This window comes from Geobacter hydrogenophilus (assembly GCF_018501225.1).
Classification (GTDB): Bacteria; Desulfobacterota; Desulfuromonadia; order Geobacterales; family Geobacteraceae; genus Geobacter; species Geobacter hydrogenophilus.
The window spans coordinates 1-14,495 of record NZ_JAHCZI010000019.1 but is presented as its reverse complement, the minus strand read 5'-3'; the positions used below and the strand labels follow the sequence as shown (position 1 = coordinate 14,495).

The following is a 14,495-nucleotide window of genomic DNA, read 5'->3' as shown; positions in this document are numbered from 1 at the left end:
GCCGTAGGGGCAGTTCATGAATTGCCCCTACCCTCCCCCGTTTCCACCTCATCCCGATACATCTCGAACAGCGCCAGGAAAAGCGCCAGCACGATGGGACCAGCCACAGCGCCCAGAAGCCCGAAGGAGGCCAACCCTCCGAGTCCGCCGATGGCAATGACCAGGACTGGCAGCTTTGCCTTGCCGCTGATGAAGAAGGGCCTGATCACATTGTCGATGGAACTCACTGCCACGAATCCCCAGATGATGAGCCCGATTCCCTTCGCGACCTCGCCGTTTGCCAGGAGGTAAATGGCGGCGGGAAGCCAGATGAGCCCCGTCCCCACCACCGGAATGAGGGCGCAGACCGCCATGATGGCCCCGAAAAGAAGCGGCGAAGGGAGCCCCGCAGCCCAGAACCCGATGCCGCCGAGAGCCCCCTGAACGAGACAGGTGAGAAAGACACCATACATGACCGCCTTCAAGACTCGCCGAACCGTGTCGGTGAGGATATGTTTGTTGGCGTCCGTGAGAGGGATAACGGCAAGGACGTGGCGCTGGACTCGCTCGCCGTCACGGTAGATAAAAAAGAGGGTTACCACCATCAGGATCAGTTTGATGCTGAAGATGAAGACGTTCTTGACGATCTCCTTGGAGTAGTTGAGCACCCTTGCCGCCACTTCCTTCATTTCGGGGAGGAACCGGGTGTCGATCTCAAAGCCGAGGGGGCCGGTGTAGGCCTCGATCCGCGCAAGCCACGGCCTCACCACAGGATGATTCTGAATGCTCATCACCAGGGATTTGCCGCCGTCGGCGGCGATCTTTTCGAGAAAGCCGTAGGCGACGGCCGCCTCCTGAACGAGAAAAAAGGTCAGACCCACAAAGGGTACGACGAGGGTGAGAACTGTGGCAGGAGTCATGAGTCCAGCGGCAAGCGTGTCCCGTCCGCCGAGACCCGTACGCAGTCGCCGATAAATGGGGAAGGTAAGTATGCCGATCACGGCAGCCCAGCCGAGGGAGTTCAGAAACGGTGAGACAATGGCATAGACCACGTAACCTAGTATCGCACAAAAGGAAAATGCCACCAGCGCGTAGAAGTGTCCTCTATCCATCCTTGACCTCAGACCTTCACGGCCCCGTCTTCTTCATGGCCTGAATCCGGCGGTACCGTTTCCACGATCCGGACCTTGACAACGGCGGTCTTTTTCACCTCCTCGCAGATGAGGGTAAATCGGTCCCACTCGACGCGCTCACCCTTTTCCGGAAAACGGCCGAGCCGATCGAGAATGAGCCCAGCCAGGGTATCGTAGGGGATATCGTCCCCAAGCTTTATCTCAAGATGCTCCGCAAGGTCGCTGATGGAGACGAGGGCGTCCACCAGGAGGCTGCCGTCCGGAAGCCGCTGGATGCTCCCCGGCTCGCCGATGTCGTGCTCGTCCTCGATCTCACCCACGAGTTCCTCCAGGAGATCCTCCGTCGTGGCAAGGCCGCTGATGCCGCCGTATTCGTCCACCACCAGCGCCATGTGAATCCGCTTGCGCTGCATTTCCTTCAGCAGTTCATTGACCTTCTTTCCCTCGGGGACATAAAACGGCGGACGAATGATCGACTCGATGTCGAAGGCCGGGTCAGTCACGATCCCCCCCAGGAGGTCCTTGCCGTGGATAAAACCGGTCACGCTCTCGATGCTCCCCCGGTAGACGGGATAGCGGGAATACTTGTTTTCGAGCACCGTGTTGACAAGTTCGTCTCGCGAAAGTCCCAGATCGAGGGCGACAACGCGGGTACGGGGCACCATCACCTCCCGGACACAGGTGTGGGTAAAATCAAAGATATTGCGAATGAACTCCTGCTCGGTGGAACTGAACACCCCCGCCTCGTGACCTTCCGCCACGATATGCTGGACCTCCTCGGGGGTGACGAAGGCCTGATCTCCTTCGGCCTTGATTCCCAGCACGGCGAGGACCGCCCGATTGGAAAGGGTGAGAAAACTTACCACCACCCCGGTGATGCGGGCCATGAAATTGATCGGCTTGGCCACATGGAGGGCCATCCGGTCCGCGTACTGGAGCCCCACGGTCTTGGGGACCAACTCGCCGAAAATGAGGGAAAAGTAGGATATCAGGACCACCACGATGCCGATGGAAAGTGGTTCTGCGGCATTATGGAGAAACCTGATGGAACTCCCCTCCAGGAGGGGCTTCAGGTAACGGACCGCCGTTGCGCCGCCGACAGCCGAGGCAAGGGAGCCCACCAGCGTGACCCCGATCTGAACGGTGGCGAGAAACCGGTGCGGGTCGTCCTGAAGTTGTTCGACGATCTTCGCCTTCGGGTCGCCGGCGGCGACCAGTTGCGCGATCCTGCTCTTACGGGCAGAAATGATGGCAAGCTCTGAACCGGCAAAAAAACCGTTACCCAGGATAAGAAGGAATATGACGACCAACTCGCCTAAAACCGACTCCAAACAGTACCTCCACAAAGCAAGCGCATAGCACGGGACCAACGCGCAATTAAATAGTTGAATAGTAGCATAATTTTGGCATAGTGAAACCGCGGCCCGCGCTCCCACGCACGCGGGGACAATTCAGCATCAAAAGAGGTGCCCCCATGGGATTTCGCCGCCTTGCCCTAATGGCGCTGTTCTTCTTCCTGACCGGGTGCGCTACCGGTGATCGCTCCATGATGACCACACACACGTATCCCCACAGCCACTCATTCTACGATCTTCGGGTCTCCTGGGAGACGACCGGCGACAGGGGAAGCGTCACCATCGACGGCACCCTGAAAAATCAGAGCTACTACTACCTGAGCGATCCGGAGATCACGGCGACGCTTCTTGACGCCAACGGGAAAATCATTGGCGAAGGCACGTTCCTTTTCTTTCCGCACCAGTTCTCCCTGGATGAAATTGCCCCCTTCACCATCCGGATTCCCGTAAAGGAAGGAGAGGTTCCGAAAAGGATCAGGTTCACCTACCGCTACCGCCTCGCCGAGGAGGGGATGTCTGGCTCTCCTCGTTTCAACAGTTTCGAGGCGACGCCGTAATCGCCCTACAGACGGCCGTAGCCACCGCGCCCTCCCATCCTCGCAAGCAAGACAAAGGTCACGCCGGCCACGAACCCGCCGATGTGGGCAAAATAGGCGACCCCTCCCCGCAGCAATTCTCCTCCCCCCAGCCAGGTGGCATTCAGAAACTGGATGAGCACCCAGTAACCGATGATGATGAACGCCGGTATTTCCAGGAACGTAAAGAAGAACAGAATCGGCACCAGGGTCAGTATCCGCGCTCGGGGAAAAAGGAGGAGGTAGGCACCCATAACCCCTGCCACGGCGCCGCTCGCCCCCACCATCGGGATGTCCGAGCCGGGCGCGCTCATGACCTGTGCCAGGGCGGCTACCCCACCGCAGGTGAAATAAAAGAGGATGAACCGTCCACGTCCCAGGACATCTTCCACATTGTTGCCGAAGATCCAGAGGTAAAGCATGTTTGAGCCGATGTGAAGCCAGTTGCCGTGGAGGAACATGGAGCTGAACACGGTGGGCCAGGCAAGGAGAGGGTGGGAGGTGAGGGCCGCCGGAACGAGGGCAAAGTCGGCGGAGAGCCCACCGACAAACTGCCTCGTCCTGATCAGCCCCCGTGAGGTTTCAATGATCAGAGGCTCGTAGTGACCTGAGATGCGGTCAAGGATGAAAATTATGACATTCAGGACGATAAAAGCGACGCTCACCAAGGGAAAGCGTCGCGTCGGATTATAGTCCTTTATCGGGATCACTGATGGTTAACCTGCTCCCCGGTCACTTCCCCTGCCCTTCATCACACACCTTCGGCTCACCAGGAGTAGTTCCTGGCCGGAGGTTACACTTGCCGATGACCTTTTCGATTAGCGGGATATTTGCGCCGTTCACGAAAGTTCCGTCGACCCAGAAGGCAGGGGTCGACTGGATGCCGAGCTTTGCGACAACAGCCTTATGGGCATTGAGCAAACCCTTGTCGTCATAGGGCTTGTTCAGCTTCTCGCGGTTATTGTCGAGTTCCCCCGAATAGACTTCCCAGAGGGCTTGCTCCTTATTGTCAGCCGCCAGGATATAGCGGGCCTTCTTTTCGGCATCCTTGTGCATCGCGAGGGGGAGGAAGAAGACGTAACGCGTCACGTCGGGACGGTTTCCCCAGTACTCATGCATCTTGCGGCAGAAGGGGCAGTCAGGGTCCGTTATCTCGATGACCACGTGCTTGCCGTTCCCCACCTTCACCGCCTTCTCCTTGTCGGCCTCGGTGATGAGCTTATAGCGCTCGGCAGTCAGGCGGGTGCGAGCCTCGGCCGTCAGGTTTTTCCCCTCCCGCGTAAAAATGTCGCCAACAAACACGTGACCGGTCTTCACGTTGACATAGAGAATATTCCCGTCAGCCACAACCTCATAGAACCCGTCAATATCGGTTTTTTTCACCGCGGTGGCGGGAAGCTTCGGAAAGAGCCTCTTTACGGCCGCCTCGGGGGTTTCCCCCTTGGCTTGTTCTTTCGGCGCCGCAAAAGCGGCCGGTGCAGCAAGGCATACTACCAAGGAAAGGGTTCCCATCCATCGTAACTGGTGAAGTCGCATAGTTCCTCCATGAGTATTCTTGGGTGATTCCGCAACAATGTCCGTCAGGCAAACTGATACCATTTAATACCATATTCATCAAGTTACAACTGAACGAGCGGTGTCGATGCTCGGGGTATGGAGGCGTTATGCGGTATGAAATTAGGGTTGTGTTGCATGGTGAAATATCCTATGTTGAGATTTATCTTAACACATGGAAGCATGTCCGTCGCTGGTGGGCGGCCCGGTCTTCAAAACCGGTGGGGGGGATGAGAAATCTCCTCGGTGAGTTCGATTCTCATATGCTTCCGCCATCTAGTCATAAATTCTTTGACTGTGTAACTTGAAGCATAATGTGGCCGTTTTGGACACGTTTTACTTCGACCCCCGTTTGACACGTTTTACTTCCACCTTTTTTGCGCGGGGTGGCCGGGGGGGGTGAGTTACACCGGGAACAGACTTTATTATTTCATAGAAAAGCCACTCGGGTTCAGAGTGGCTTTTCACGTTTCAACGACCGGAGAAGTGACAAGAAGAGCAAGCTAATAAATGAAATTCCCATTGAACTAGGGAACGCTGGCCTGCAAGGCCAATTACCGGTACCCCCAAATATTCCCCTACAAATAAATCACATGCTTGAAGAGGAAGGATATTTGCTCCGTATTCTCTTCCACTCCGTGCTATATAATGGATTGAGAAACATATTGCGATCAGAGACTCAAGCAATCTTCGCTAATCCATAGGGAATATCGTAAAATTTGAAGCGGCGGTTAAGGAGGCGACAAATGATAGACAGAGACGAAGCTCTCGCGGTATTGAAAAGCTTCAAGGATGAATTTGCTGAACGCTACGGTATCAGTGCCCTAGGGATCTTCGGGTCGGTGGCACGTGCACAGGCTACCGGCACTAGCGACGTTGATGTGGTGGTGAAGATGCGTGACCCGAACCTGTTCACCCTCGTCCATGTGAAAGAAACCCTGGAGGAAGCTCTCCATGAACCTGTAGACATCGTCCACTATCGTGAACAGATGAACTGTTTTCTCAAAAGTCGCATCGACCGGGATGCCATCTATGTATGACGTAGATTTGGTCTGTGAGATACTACGACAGATACTTGAAGCAGGCAGAAGGATCGAGCGCCGATTTTCTCCCGTTCGACAACCTGACGATTTCCTGGCCACCGACGACGGGCTCGACCGCTTGGATGCCATTTGCATGATGCTGATTGCAATTGGAGAGAGTCTGAAAAATTTGGACAAGATAACGAACGGCGAGCTCCTGCGAAGGTACCCCAATGTGGACTGGAAAGGTGCCAAGGGGGCGCGAGACATCATATCCCACCACTATTTCGACCTGAACGCCGAGGCGGTGTATGGCATCTGTCGGAAAGACCTGCCAATCCTTACAGCTACCATCGAAAGGATGGCAGCAGAGCTTCGGTTTTCTGATTCCAGGTAACATCCGGACGAACCGTGATTGGTTACTTTTCAGGCATTTGAACTTTTTGTCACGTTCCCAAGAAAGAGCAGATGCTCCGTTTACAACCGGAAATCAGGGCATTTATTGCCATTTTATGCTTCCACTCCCTGCAAATCAATGCTTCTAGTTACATACTGTGTAACTTGAAGCATAATGTGGCCGTTTTGGGCACATTTTACTTCCACCTTTTTTGAACGGGGAATGAGTTCCACAGTAGCAGACTTTATTATTTCATAGAAAAGCCGCTCTGCTTCGGAGCGGCTTTTCACGTTTCAAAGTTCAGACTCCTTTTGAAATTGAACGAAAAATGGCGCAGTCCTTTGAGACTTCGCTTCTCCAGTAGCCTAAGTGAGGATGGTCTGGAACCGTACCCTTTGAGGTTGCTACCAACTCTCCGGAATCACCCTGCCAACCGTGCCGTCCACAGTTACCATCTGGCCATTCATCAGGTTTTCCAGCACGCCACGGACGCTCATGACCGCCGGCAGCCCCACCTCGCGAGCCGTGACCGCACCATGGGACAGAGGTCCGCCGCTCTCGGTGATTACCGCGCAGGCCTTGTAAAAGAGCGGCGTCCAGGCTGGGTTGGTAGTTCGGGCCACAAGCACAGCACCAGCGGGAAAATCCGCAAAGTCGTCATGGGAAAACACCTTGAAAACCGGTCCGCTGGCCATCCCCGGGCTACCCGGCAAGCCGGTATATTCGCCAGACGTGCCGGCTGCCGTCGCGGTCCTCCCCAGCTCCCATTCGGGTGAGCGGGTGCGATTGGCCAGATAGTGCTCTTTCCCGCGACTGATCTGTTCCGCCAGGTCTTGCCACACTGTGGCTGTATTTGCCCGCACAGCATGATCAAGCATCGCTGCCGAGGCAAAAAAAACGTCCATCGGCTCCTGCACCACCCCCATGGCCATGAGGGCCTCACCCATGGCACGCAATCCCCGGCGGAACGGCAGCGTCAACCGCGTAGTCTGGTAATGTTCGATATCATCCAGCGATGTGTAGACCCGCGCCAGGCGCAGAAGCTCCTGCACCGGGAAGCGGAGCCCCTCCGGCAAGACGGCGACCAGTTGCCGCTCCGTTTCGGCCATGGCGATCTTGAGCGAGCGTTCCTTTTCGGCCGGGTCTTCCAGGTGAGAATCCAGCATCACCTTCAGGTTCTCCAGCACCAGCCAGGGCGCCTCAAGCCAGGTGGCGTGGTAGGGATCGAACTCCACCTCCCGGTGGCCATGATCCTGCAAAAACCGCTGGAACAGGGCGGCGATGTCCGGCTCCTGGCTGAATCCGCCCCTGGCGAGGAACGTCCGGCTTTCGCTGCTGCGAAGGGTGTTCGCCAGGCGGGGGCGTTGGGCGATCTTGCGGGCCAGCCGGTACAGTTCCTTGTTGACAAAGCCGGTCTTGGTCTCGCAATAGGCCAACAGACGGTCGAAACAACCGGCGGCGGCCTGCTTTCCGACCGCCGCCTCGACGATGCCGTACACCAGTTTGTAGAGGGTGCGCTGGGTGATGGAAATGGCGATGTTGGGGAGGAAGTATTCCGCCCCCAGCCGTTTCACCCGCAGCACATAGTCCCACAACCGGTCCACCGGCAGCCCGGCCAGCGGCTCGGCCATCAGTTCCCCCAGTCCGAGCAGGTAGCGGTCAAGATCACGCGACCAGGCGAACGGCAGATCCTGCACCCAGCCATAGCGGCTGCGCAACGTGGGTAGGGCGGCGATCAGCTCTTCGGCCGAGCGGACGCTCAGCGCCCGCGCCGTCCCCTCGGCATAGATTTCCACCGCATTCTGGTTGCCATACACGTAGTTGTCGAACAGGGCAAACCATTTACCGTGGAATGGCGGCAGCCCCATCAGTTCAAACGAGTAGGCCAGCGACTGGTGAAACCCCTCTTCGACCAGATCCCATGCCAAGGGGGTGATGACCGAGGGGAAGCGTTCCGCCGATTCGTCGCGGGTCCAGCGCGGCGGAATGCGGGTGATCGGCCGGGCCTGCAGCAGCCAGAGCTGCCCTCCTTCAATCCCCCATTCGATGTCTTGGGGGTAGCCGTAATACGCCTCGACCCGCCGCATCAGTTCGGAGAGGGTAGCCAGCTCGCTTTCCGAGAGACAGGGAAGATCGGCGTCACCTGACGGTACATCTGCTACCCAGGTGCCGTCGGCGCCGGCGACGATCTGCCCCGTCTTGCAAGCAATATGGGCCGCAAGCACTGCCCCGCCCTTTTTGTCGAGCACCCAGTGATCGACCGAGAACTCGCCGCCAACCACCGATTCCCCCAGCCCGTAGTTTGCATCAATCGACTGTTCGGCAGGATTGCCGGTAACGGGATTGATACAGAAGCCGACCCCTGCTACGCGGTTGAAAGCCATCTTCTGCACCACGACCGCCATGGCCGTATCTGTCAGGCCGACCCCGGCCTGGAGTCGATAGCTGACGGCCCGGGCGCTCCAGAGAGAGGCCCAGCAGTCGCGGATGCGTTCAAGCACGCTGTCAGTGCCCACGCAGTTCAGGTAGGTCTCGTGCTGTCCGGCGAACGCCGCTCCCCCAAGATCCTCCGACGTGGCGGAGCTGCGCACGGAAAATGCCGTCCCGTCCGAAAAGGCGGCCAGAGCTTCGGCAACGGCGTCACAGAGCTGAACCGGCACGGGAAGCCGCGAAATGCGCGCGCAGAGATGCCGGCATGACTGTTCCAGGGCGGCGGGGTCGTCAAGCGGCAGTGCATCGAACTCGTCCTCCAGGCCTGGATCCTGCGCCATAAATATCCGGTAGGTATCTGGAGGGAGCACGAAGCCGGGGGGTACCGCGAAGCCCCCTTGCGTCAACCGGGCCAGGTTGGCCCCCTTGCCCCCGGCAACGGCTGGGTCGAGCAGCAGCGGGTCTTTGAACTCAAGCAGCAGTGACATATGCGGCCTCCTTCATGGCGTAACGGGAATAGCGGCGCGCTTCACACAAGGCAAAGACAGCCAACGCAAAACCGCTGAGGACGTCAATCAGATAGTGGTAGCGCAGGTACATGGTGGAAACCCACAGCCCCGTCACGGGCACCACGAGGAAGAGAAACTCGCGGCGATGGTGCCGCCAGGCAAAACCGAGGATGTAGGCGGAGACCGCGCAGTGCAGGCTGGGCCAGACGTCGACACGGATGCTGCCATGTTCGACCATGGCCTGATTCGCCAGCGTTATCGGCCCGCCGGAGAGGGGCACGCTGAACATCCCGGCGTGGGCCAGCCACGGCCCGGCCGCCGGCAGCAGCAGATAGCCCAGAAAGCCAAGGCCGTAAACGGTGAACAGCCCGGTGTAGAATTCCCCCAGGAGTTCACGCTGCCGGAAGAAATAGCGAACCAGGCTGACGAACAGGAGCGGCATGAAAAAGAAGTAGCAGAAGCTGAACAGCTCGGTAAGAACAGGAGAGGTGACCCGCTCCAGCAGGACCGCTGGCGTTTCCCCCATCAGCAGCCGATCAATGGCCAGCAGTTGGGCATCAAAACGCGTTGCCCGCACCGCCGGTATCGCGCCGGCCATGGCCTGGTAGGACACATTCATCCCGATGGCCAGGAAGGCGCAGATGGCGGCCATGCTCCGCCACCCCGGCCGGCTGGCGTACCGGTTGCCGAGCCAGAGCATCATGACCAGCATGACGCCGAATAGCACGGCCCAGTTACTCAGGCGCAGCGCCTCGGCGGCGGCAATGACGGCAAGGTAGACGCTGAAATAGCGAAGCGGCGGATCAAGGAGACGTTTCATCGGACAAACACCTCATCAGCGTGCGGTACGCAGCCAGCAGGGGTTGCCGGGCCGCAGCATGGCACAGCCCGTTGCACAGGGCAATGGACAGCTTGCGGAACCGGTACCACACCACTACCCCGGCAACGGTAATGAACCAATAGGCAATCCCCCCGATCGGGCCCGACCAGCAGATGATCAGAAGCGAAACGACAGCGGTCCAGACCAGTGCCGCTGGCAGACCGATCACCATGCGCCAGAAGGAAATCACGTTGCGGTCGTCCGGCAGCTTTTGGCTGGCAACGACACCGGCGAAGAGGACCGGGGCATTGAGCAGAGAAAACAGCGCCACCAGCGGCGCAAGAATCAGCCAGTAACCGGCATACAGCGGCCAGGGACCAACCGGCATCAGCGGAATCCCCTGGTGACGGCAAAGCCTCTCCTGCCGGGCAATCCTGTCCAGTTCACCGCCGATGCCGAGCAAGTCAGGCGGCATATCCCGCTCAAATCGCTTGAGCGCCTGGGCATAGGATACCGTGGTGCCAAGGGTGCAGGCATAGGCCAGCGCCTCGGCACGGCGCTGCTCCTCCTCGTCGGCAAAGTTGGCGCCCACAACCTCCAGCCCCTCAGTGATGCGCTGGTGAATGGCTCTTGCGGTATCGCCGGCTGCCGGGCGAATCGCCTCGCCGACCAGCACCTCCACCCGGCTCTGCCATGCGGTCGGGTCTTCATAATGGACGCCGAGCGGGACGATCAGCGGAGCAATCCCGGCCTCCAAAGCAGCGGCGCCTATCCAGGCAGCGCCGCGCTGAAGCGGCAGGTGCCTGGGGCCGAGGGTACTGGTCCCCTCCGGCATGATCAGCAGCTGTCCTCCTTCTTTCAGGACACCGAGGCACTGTCCCATGGCCTCCAGATTGTCGGCCTCGATGCCCCGTGCCCGATCCTTTGGCCGGGACACGGCGATGCCGGCGAACAGCAGGCGGCCCAGCGGAAGGCGGTGCAGTTGGGCGGATACCATGGGAATGGCGTCCGGAACCGTCGCGACGTACGGCGCCGCATCCAGAGCGCCATTGCGGTGGGTGCCCACAAACAGCACCGGCCCGGCCACCGGCAGGGGTCGACCGACGATACGGATTCGGTTGAAGGCAATCCGCCCGATCAGGCGCCAGAGGAAAGTCCTGATTTTGTGCCGCGTCGTAGACGGTCTCATGATGCCTGCAAGAGATTGCGGAAGGAGGTCACAGGGTCTCGCTCTTCGGGTAAAGATGCACAGCGTAGGCATCAATCTTCTCCCGCAGTCGCCCTGCAAGGCAAGGACTGGCTTCGCCAAGGGAGTCAAGGATCGATACCGCTTCGGCACGGTAAGATTGTCTTTTTTCCGTTGTCCAGTAGGAAGGCGGCGGCTGCAGGTTTGTAATCCGGTCGGCCAGTTTCACCATCCAGACTTCACGGGACTGTTCCCTGATGCGGCGCAGGCTGTCCGCCAGCTGCTCCTGCTTGGAGGGAAACCGTTCATCCTTGGTCAGCGCCAGCACCCCGGCGGCAACCATCGGGCCGAAATCCGCCAGCACCTGCTCATAGGTAATCGCCGTGTCTTCAATCACGTCATGCAGCAGTGCGCACTGCACCGCCAGCGCGGTATCCACATCCGGCTCCGCAGAGAACGAGGCAATCACCTCCATGCTGACCAGGCTCAGGTGCATGAGGTACGGGATGTCGGTATCCGGCACGGTCTGGCCGCTGTGGGCCAGTGCGGCGAAGCGGTAGGCTTTGATATACAGGTCCTGCCAGGTCAGTTGCGTCATCATCCCCTCCATTTCAGACATAGTGCCCCCAGTGACAGCCATTACCGATGCACCTCTCCTTCGCGGAGATGCGGAACAACCTCAACGCTGACCTGCACTTCATGAAGGCCACGGCCCTCCGGAGAGGTCACGACGTACGACCTGCCGCGGCGCCAACCAGGTTCATATACCAACCGGGAGAGATTCCCGTCGAGACGCCCATCGGTGTCAAACAGGAGCAGACCATCCAGATATCGCAGGTAAAGTTCGGCGCGGTAGGTGGCATACCGCTCGTGGCTGACAATCTCAACCCTCTTCGTCTCGCCGTTGGCAATCTTCAGGGCAACCGGCTGAAAAGAACGATTTTTGCTCCCAAACCGGAACTGCCCCCCTTGTATGGTGACCCGGATCAGATCGCCGTAATGACCGGCATCGCCCCGGTAGATACCCTCCACCTGGCGCTGCATGTCCTCCTGCCGACGGCGGGACTCCATGGCCTGGATCTCTGCCTCCTTCGCTTCACGCTCTGCCTGGCGCAGCCGCTGCTCCTCGCGCAGCTTTTCCCGCACGTTGTACCCCCGGATCGCCTCCAACCTCTGCGCGTCGGTCAACTTCTGCCACTCGGGCTGCGGAACGCCGTAAATGGCCGGGGTGCAGGCGGAGCAAGCCAGCATGAGCGTCACAAACAATCCGGTGATGGCAACGTATCTCATCACATCGTTTCTCCTTTTCACGTCCCGGCCAGACCTTGATCGAAAACCATCTCTCCTCGCCAGAGGCGATAATAGTTTTGACGGACAAAAACTTCAGACCGGCTCACAATTTTCCACCACAATCAGCTCTCGAATATCCAGATCCAGCGCCACCAACGCTCCCTCTCCCAGCTCTCCCTTACTGAAACAGCCGTTGTCCAGATTGACGTGGCGGCTCTGCAGTGAATTGCGAATAGCAAAAAGCGGTGTCCGACTGTGGCCGGTGACGAGGGTTCTCCCTCCAAGCTTGGCCGGATCAACGCGATAATCCCGCGCCCAGAGCAGATCGTAGGACGAGGTTTCGGCGATCGAGCAGTCGGCGCAGAGAATATAGATACAGCCAGGAGACAAGGATCGAGGCTGTGGCATAGAGGTAGATTGAATTGAAACCGCTGGGGAGATGGATAGCCAGAATTCCGAGAGGGAGGACAGCAAGAAACGCGAGGCCGGTGATTAGGAACAGGTTGCGGAAGGTGATCACAGCGGCCTCGCGTTTACCAGATAGCGCTTTTCTTTTCAGCAACACCCGAGAAGCCTTCAGGATCAGCATCTGAGTTTGCAACCCTGTCGGCAGCCTACAAGGGCACTAAGACCATTATTTACACTCAAACACCTCATGGAGCATATACATAGTCACCCACCATCTTTTGTCACTGCAGGATTCGCAGGCTTTTCTCCTGTCATAATTAGAGATGTATGAACAATCGCCTTCCGCGGCTTTTCTTAAATTGTAATCAGTTACATAACTTGTGTCGCCTTCGCACAGCTTTCTGGTATTATAATCTGTAATATAAGAGCAATCACCCTCACAAGCTTTTCTGGTATTGTAATCAGAAATGTCATCGCATCCAGAAAATGCAACCGTTGAGCTCATCAAGACTACCGAAGCAATGATAATTGAATAGATTGCATTTTTCATATTTTCTCCTTCGAAAGACTAGAAGTAAAGTTTTACCATTACCCACCTTCATTTAGATGGAACTAATTTTTAACCGTACCAATAAAAGCGACGCCTCCATGGTTCTCACAAGCCTGAGCAGCATCAGATTCTGAAGGTATGATGAATGATTCTCCATCATTGCAAAAAACAGCCAGTTCATCGGCCATAGCAGCAGACACATTGACAACAGCAAGCGATAAGAAGGTGATGAAAACAAGCAATCTCATGAATGTTCCTCCGATTAGTTTTGAATTTAATCTGCTGCAATTAGAGGTTGCCCCCGGAATCTCAACAACAATTCTGAAGTTTAACCATTCAAACCTCCCTTCATTTACCCATGGAGAATTCTCTACGGAAAAGCATTTAGATCTTTTTTGGATGCCCACACAAATATTTAATCGGTTAAATCAAATATAGCTTTAACTAAATTTTCGCCATTCTCCGGCAAAACGCTTTAAAGGCAACTTCTCTCCAAATAATCTATTGTATCGCCAGACTGATATCGCCCCTCGCCTTTCTCGTGAAGTCGAACAGTGCCGGGGTTTGGTAGGGATTCTTTTTTGCCGGGGAGCTTTGCTTCCGATTTCCCAGCTGAATCACAGTGCCGCGACTGGCTTCGCCACGACCGAAACTGGAGAGGGTCCCGGTCTTGATTTCTTCATAGAGTGTCGGCACCCGATTGACACCGTAGGCAAGCCATTCGCTCAGGGTGATCGCCTTGTTTTGCGGCTTGAAGTCGGCCTGGAATGCATCCATGCCGTCATGCACCAGAGCATAGGTAAGGAGTCCCTGCTGGAGTTTGTCACTCTCCAGGGCCACGTCGTCGGCCTGACTGGCGGCCAGTATTCTCATCCCCTTGTCGTAGGCCAATTGCCCCAGGCCACGGCTGCCCATGGGGCCGGGCTTGAACCCGTCGCCGACGGTTGCGGCGGAATGGCAGGCGTCCACAATCATGGCCATATCCCCGGCATCCACATAGCGCAGCCACCGGGAAAGCTCATCGCTGGAAACTATATGGGCAAGCAGTGCAGGAGTGATAGTTTTGCCCTCTCCCTGGCCGGTGTCGTGGCTGAAGGTGTAGAAGACGCCGTTGTCATCCACATGGCCATGGCCGGAGAACGAGATGAGGAGCAGGTCTTCCGGAGTGGCCTTGGACACCCTATCGACGTTGGGGATGGCTTTCAGCGCCTGTTGTCACTGGTAATGCAATAATGGCCCAAAAGCGGGAATGAAAAGTGTACCACCCTGGGACCTATGGTATCCCTC

At 57.4% G+C, this 14,495-nt stretch carries 16 protein-coding genes and 1 tRNA gene; 4 read left to right on the top strand and 13 right to left on the bottom strand.

Annotated features, from left to right (window positions below):
* Positions 1–14: 14 nt before the first annotated feature.
* Both KI811_RS17870 and KI811_RS17865 read right to left on the bottom strand, forming a co-directional pair.
* On the bottom strand, positions 15–1,091 hold the full coding sequence (locus KI811_RS17870; protein ID WP_214187830.1) for an AI-2E family transporter: 1,077 nt from the start codon (positions 1,089–1,091) through the stop codon (positions 15–17).
* An 8-nt stretch (positions 1,092–1,099) separates the two neighbouring features.
* Entirely contained in the window at positions 1,100–2,443 is a 1,344-nt protein-coding gene (locus KI811_RS17865) for a hemolysin family protein (RefSeq protein WP_214187829.1), read from the bottom strand.
* Positions 2,444–2,586: 143 nt separating this feature from the next.
* Here KI811_RS17865 and KI811_RS17860 point away from each other — a divergent pair, with 143 nt between their 5' ends.
* A complete protein-coding gene (locus KI811_RS17860; protein WP_214187828.1) occupies positions 2,587–3,024 on the top strand; it encodes an FxLYD domain-containing protein in 438 nt (145 codons plus the stop codon).
* 5 nt (positions 3,025–3,029) lie between these two features.
* On the opposite strand, the gene KI811_RS17855 is transcribed toward KI811_RS17860, so the two are convergent.
* Positions 3,030–3,752, bottom strand: coding sequence for a rhomboid family intramembrane serine protease (locus KI811_RS17855; RefSeq protein ID WP_214187827.1), 723 nt, complete (start codon positions 3,750–3,752; stop codon positions 3,030–3,032).
* Between the two features lie 22 nt (positions 3,753–3,774).
* Positions 3,775–4,578, bottom strand: coding sequence for a DsbC family protein (locus KI811_RS17850; protein WP_214187826.1), 804 nt, complete (start codon positions 4,576–4,578; stop codon positions 3,775–3,777).
* Positions 4,579–4,773: 195 nt separating this feature from the next.
* On the opposite strand from KI811_RS17850, the gene KI811_RS17845 reads away from it, so the two are divergent.
* The 3 genes from KI811_RS17845 to KI811_RS17835 all read left to right on the top strand — a co-directional run bounded on the left by KI811_RS17845 (position 4,774) and on the right by KI811_RS17835 (position 6,015).
* A tRNA-Sec gene (locus KI811_RS17845) sits at positions 4,774–4,871 on the top strand.
* Positions 4,872–5,342: 471 nt separating this feature from the next.
* On the top strand, positions 5,343–5,636 hold the full coding sequence (locus tag KI811_RS17840) for a nucleotidyltransferase family protein (RefSeq protein ID WP_214187825.1): 294 nt from the start codon (positions 5,343–5,345) through the stop codon (positions 5,634–5,636).
* Entirely contained in the window at positions 5,629–6,015 is a 387-nt protein-coding gene (locus KI811_RS17835) for a HepT-like ribonuclease domain-containing protein (RefSeq protein ID WP_246551863.1), read from the top strand. Before KI811_RS17840 ends, KI811_RS17835 begins: the two co-directional genes overlap by 8 nt.
* Before the next feature lie 404 nt (positions 6,016–6,419).
* Here the strand turns inward: KI811_RS17835 and KI811_RS17830 are convergent, their stop codons facing one another.
* The 9 genes from KI811_RS17830 to KI811_RS17790 all read right to left on the bottom strand — a co-directional run bounded on the left by KI811_RS17830 (position 6,420) and on the right by KI811_RS17790 (position 14,387).
* Positions 6,420–8,933, bottom strand: coding sequence for a PEP/pyruvate-binding domain-containing protein (locus KI811_RS17830; RefSeq protein ID WP_214187823.1), 2,514 nt, complete (start codon positions 8,931–8,933; stop codon positions 6,420–6,422).
* Positions 8,917–9,774: a phosphatase PAP2 family protein gene (locus tag KI811_RS17825; protein WP_214187822.1), complete on the bottom strand. Its 858-nt coding sequence runs from the start codon at positions 9,772–9,774 to the stop codon at positions 8,917–8,919. Before KI811_RS17825 ends, KI811_RS17830 begins: the two co-directional genes overlap by 17 nt.
* On the bottom strand, positions 9,758–10,963 hold the full coding sequence (locus KI811_RS17820) for a 1-acyl-sn-glycerol-3-phosphate acyltransferase (RefSeq protein WP_214187821.1): 1,206 nt from the start codon (positions 10,961–10,963) through the stop codon (positions 9,758–9,760). Before KI811_RS17820 ends, KI811_RS17825 begins: the two co-directional genes overlap by 17 nt.
* A 28-nt stretch (positions 10,964–10,991) precedes the next feature.
* A complete protein-coding gene (locus KI811_RS17815) occupies positions 10,992–11,558 on the bottom strand; it encodes an HD domain-containing protein (RefSeq protein WP_214187820.1) in 567 nt (188 codons plus the stop codon).
* 41 nt (positions 11,559–11,599) lie between these two features.
* The gene (locus tag KI811_RS17810) at positions 11,600–12,253 is read right to left on the bottom strand and encodes a hypothetical protein (RefSeq protein WP_214187819.1); all 654 of its coding nucleotides are present in this window, start codon (positions 12,251–12,253) and stop codon (positions 11,600–11,602) included.
* Between the two features lie 90 nt (positions 12,254–12,343).
* Positions 12,344–12,640 carry a hypothetical protein gene (locus tag KI811_RS17805; protein ID WP_214187818.1) on the bottom strand — a complete coding sequence of 99 codons (297 nt, stop codon included), beginning with the start codon at positions 12,638–12,640 and terminating at the stop codon, positions 12,344–12,346.
* A 244-nt stretch (positions 12,641–12,884) separates the two neighbouring features.
* Positions 12,885–13,208: a hypothetical protein gene (locus KI811_RS17800; RefSeq protein ID WP_214187817.1), complete on the bottom strand. Its 324-nt coding sequence runs from the start codon at positions 13,206–13,208 to the stop codon at positions 12,885–12,887.
* A gap of 62 nt (positions 13,209–13,270) precedes the next feature.
* Entirely contained in the window at positions 13,271–13,456 is a 186-nt protein-coding gene (locus KI811_RS17795) for a hypothetical protein (RefSeq protein WP_214187816.1), read from the bottom strand.
* Between the two features lie 253 nt (positions 13,457–13,709).
* Positions 13,710–14,387 (bottom strand): caspase family protein, encoded by a 678-nt coding sequence (locus KI811_RS17790; protein WP_214187815.1) that lies wholly within the window; start codon positions 14,385–14,387, stop codon positions 13,710–13,712.
* Between the last annotated feature and the right edge of the window lie 108 nt (positions 14,388–14,495).

What these genes read in the sequence shown, in the direction of transcription:
- KI811_RS17870 (WP_214187830.1), bottom strand. Translation starts at nt 1,091, where the DNA reads ATGGATAGAGGACACTTCTACGCGCTGGTGGCATTTTCCTTTTGTGCG.
- KI811_RS17860 (WP_214187828.1), top strand. Translation starts at nt 2,587, where the DNA reads ATGGGATTTCGCCGCCTTGCCCTAATGGCGCTGTTCTTCTTCCTGACC.
- KI811_RS17850 (WP_214187826.1), bottom strand. Translation starts at nt 4,578, where the DNA reads ATGCGACTTCACCAGTTACGATGGATGGGAACCCTTTCCTTGGTAGTA.
- KI811_RS17840 (WP_214187825.1), top strand. Translation starts at nt 5,343, where the DNA reads ATGATAGACAGAGACGAAGCTCTCGCGGTATTGAAAAGCTTCAAGGAT.
- KI811_RS17835 (WP_246551863.1), top strand. Translation starts at nt 5,629, where the DNA reads ATGTATGACGTAGATTTGGTCTGTGAGATACTACGACAGATACTTGAA.
- KI811_RS17830 (WP_214187823.1), bottom strand. Translation starts at nt 8,933, where the DNA reads ATGTCACTGCTGCTTGAGTTCAAAGACCCGCTGCTGCTCGACCCAGCC.
- KI811_RS17825 (WP_214187822.1), bottom strand. Translation starts at nt 9,774, where the DNA reads ATGAAACGTCTCCTTGATCCGCCGCTTCGCTATTTCAGCGTCTACCTT.
- KI811_RS17820 (WP_214187821.1), bottom strand. Translation starts at nt 10,963, where the DNA reads ATGAGACCGTCTACGACGCGGCACAAAATCAGGACTTTCCTCTGGCGC.
- KI811_RS17815 (WP_214187820.1), bottom strand. Translation starts at nt 11,558, where the DNA reads ATGACGCAACTGACCTGGCAGGACCTGTATATCAAAGCCTACCGCTTC.
- KI811_RS17800 (WP_214187817.1), bottom strand. Translation starts at nt 13,208, where the DNA reads ATGAAAAATGCAATCTATTCAATTATCATTGCTTCGGTAGTCTTGATG.
- KI811_RS17795 (WP_214187816.1), bottom strand. Translation starts at nt 13,456, where the DNA reads ATGAGATTGCTTGTTTTCATCACCTTCTTATCGCTTGCTGTTGTCAAT.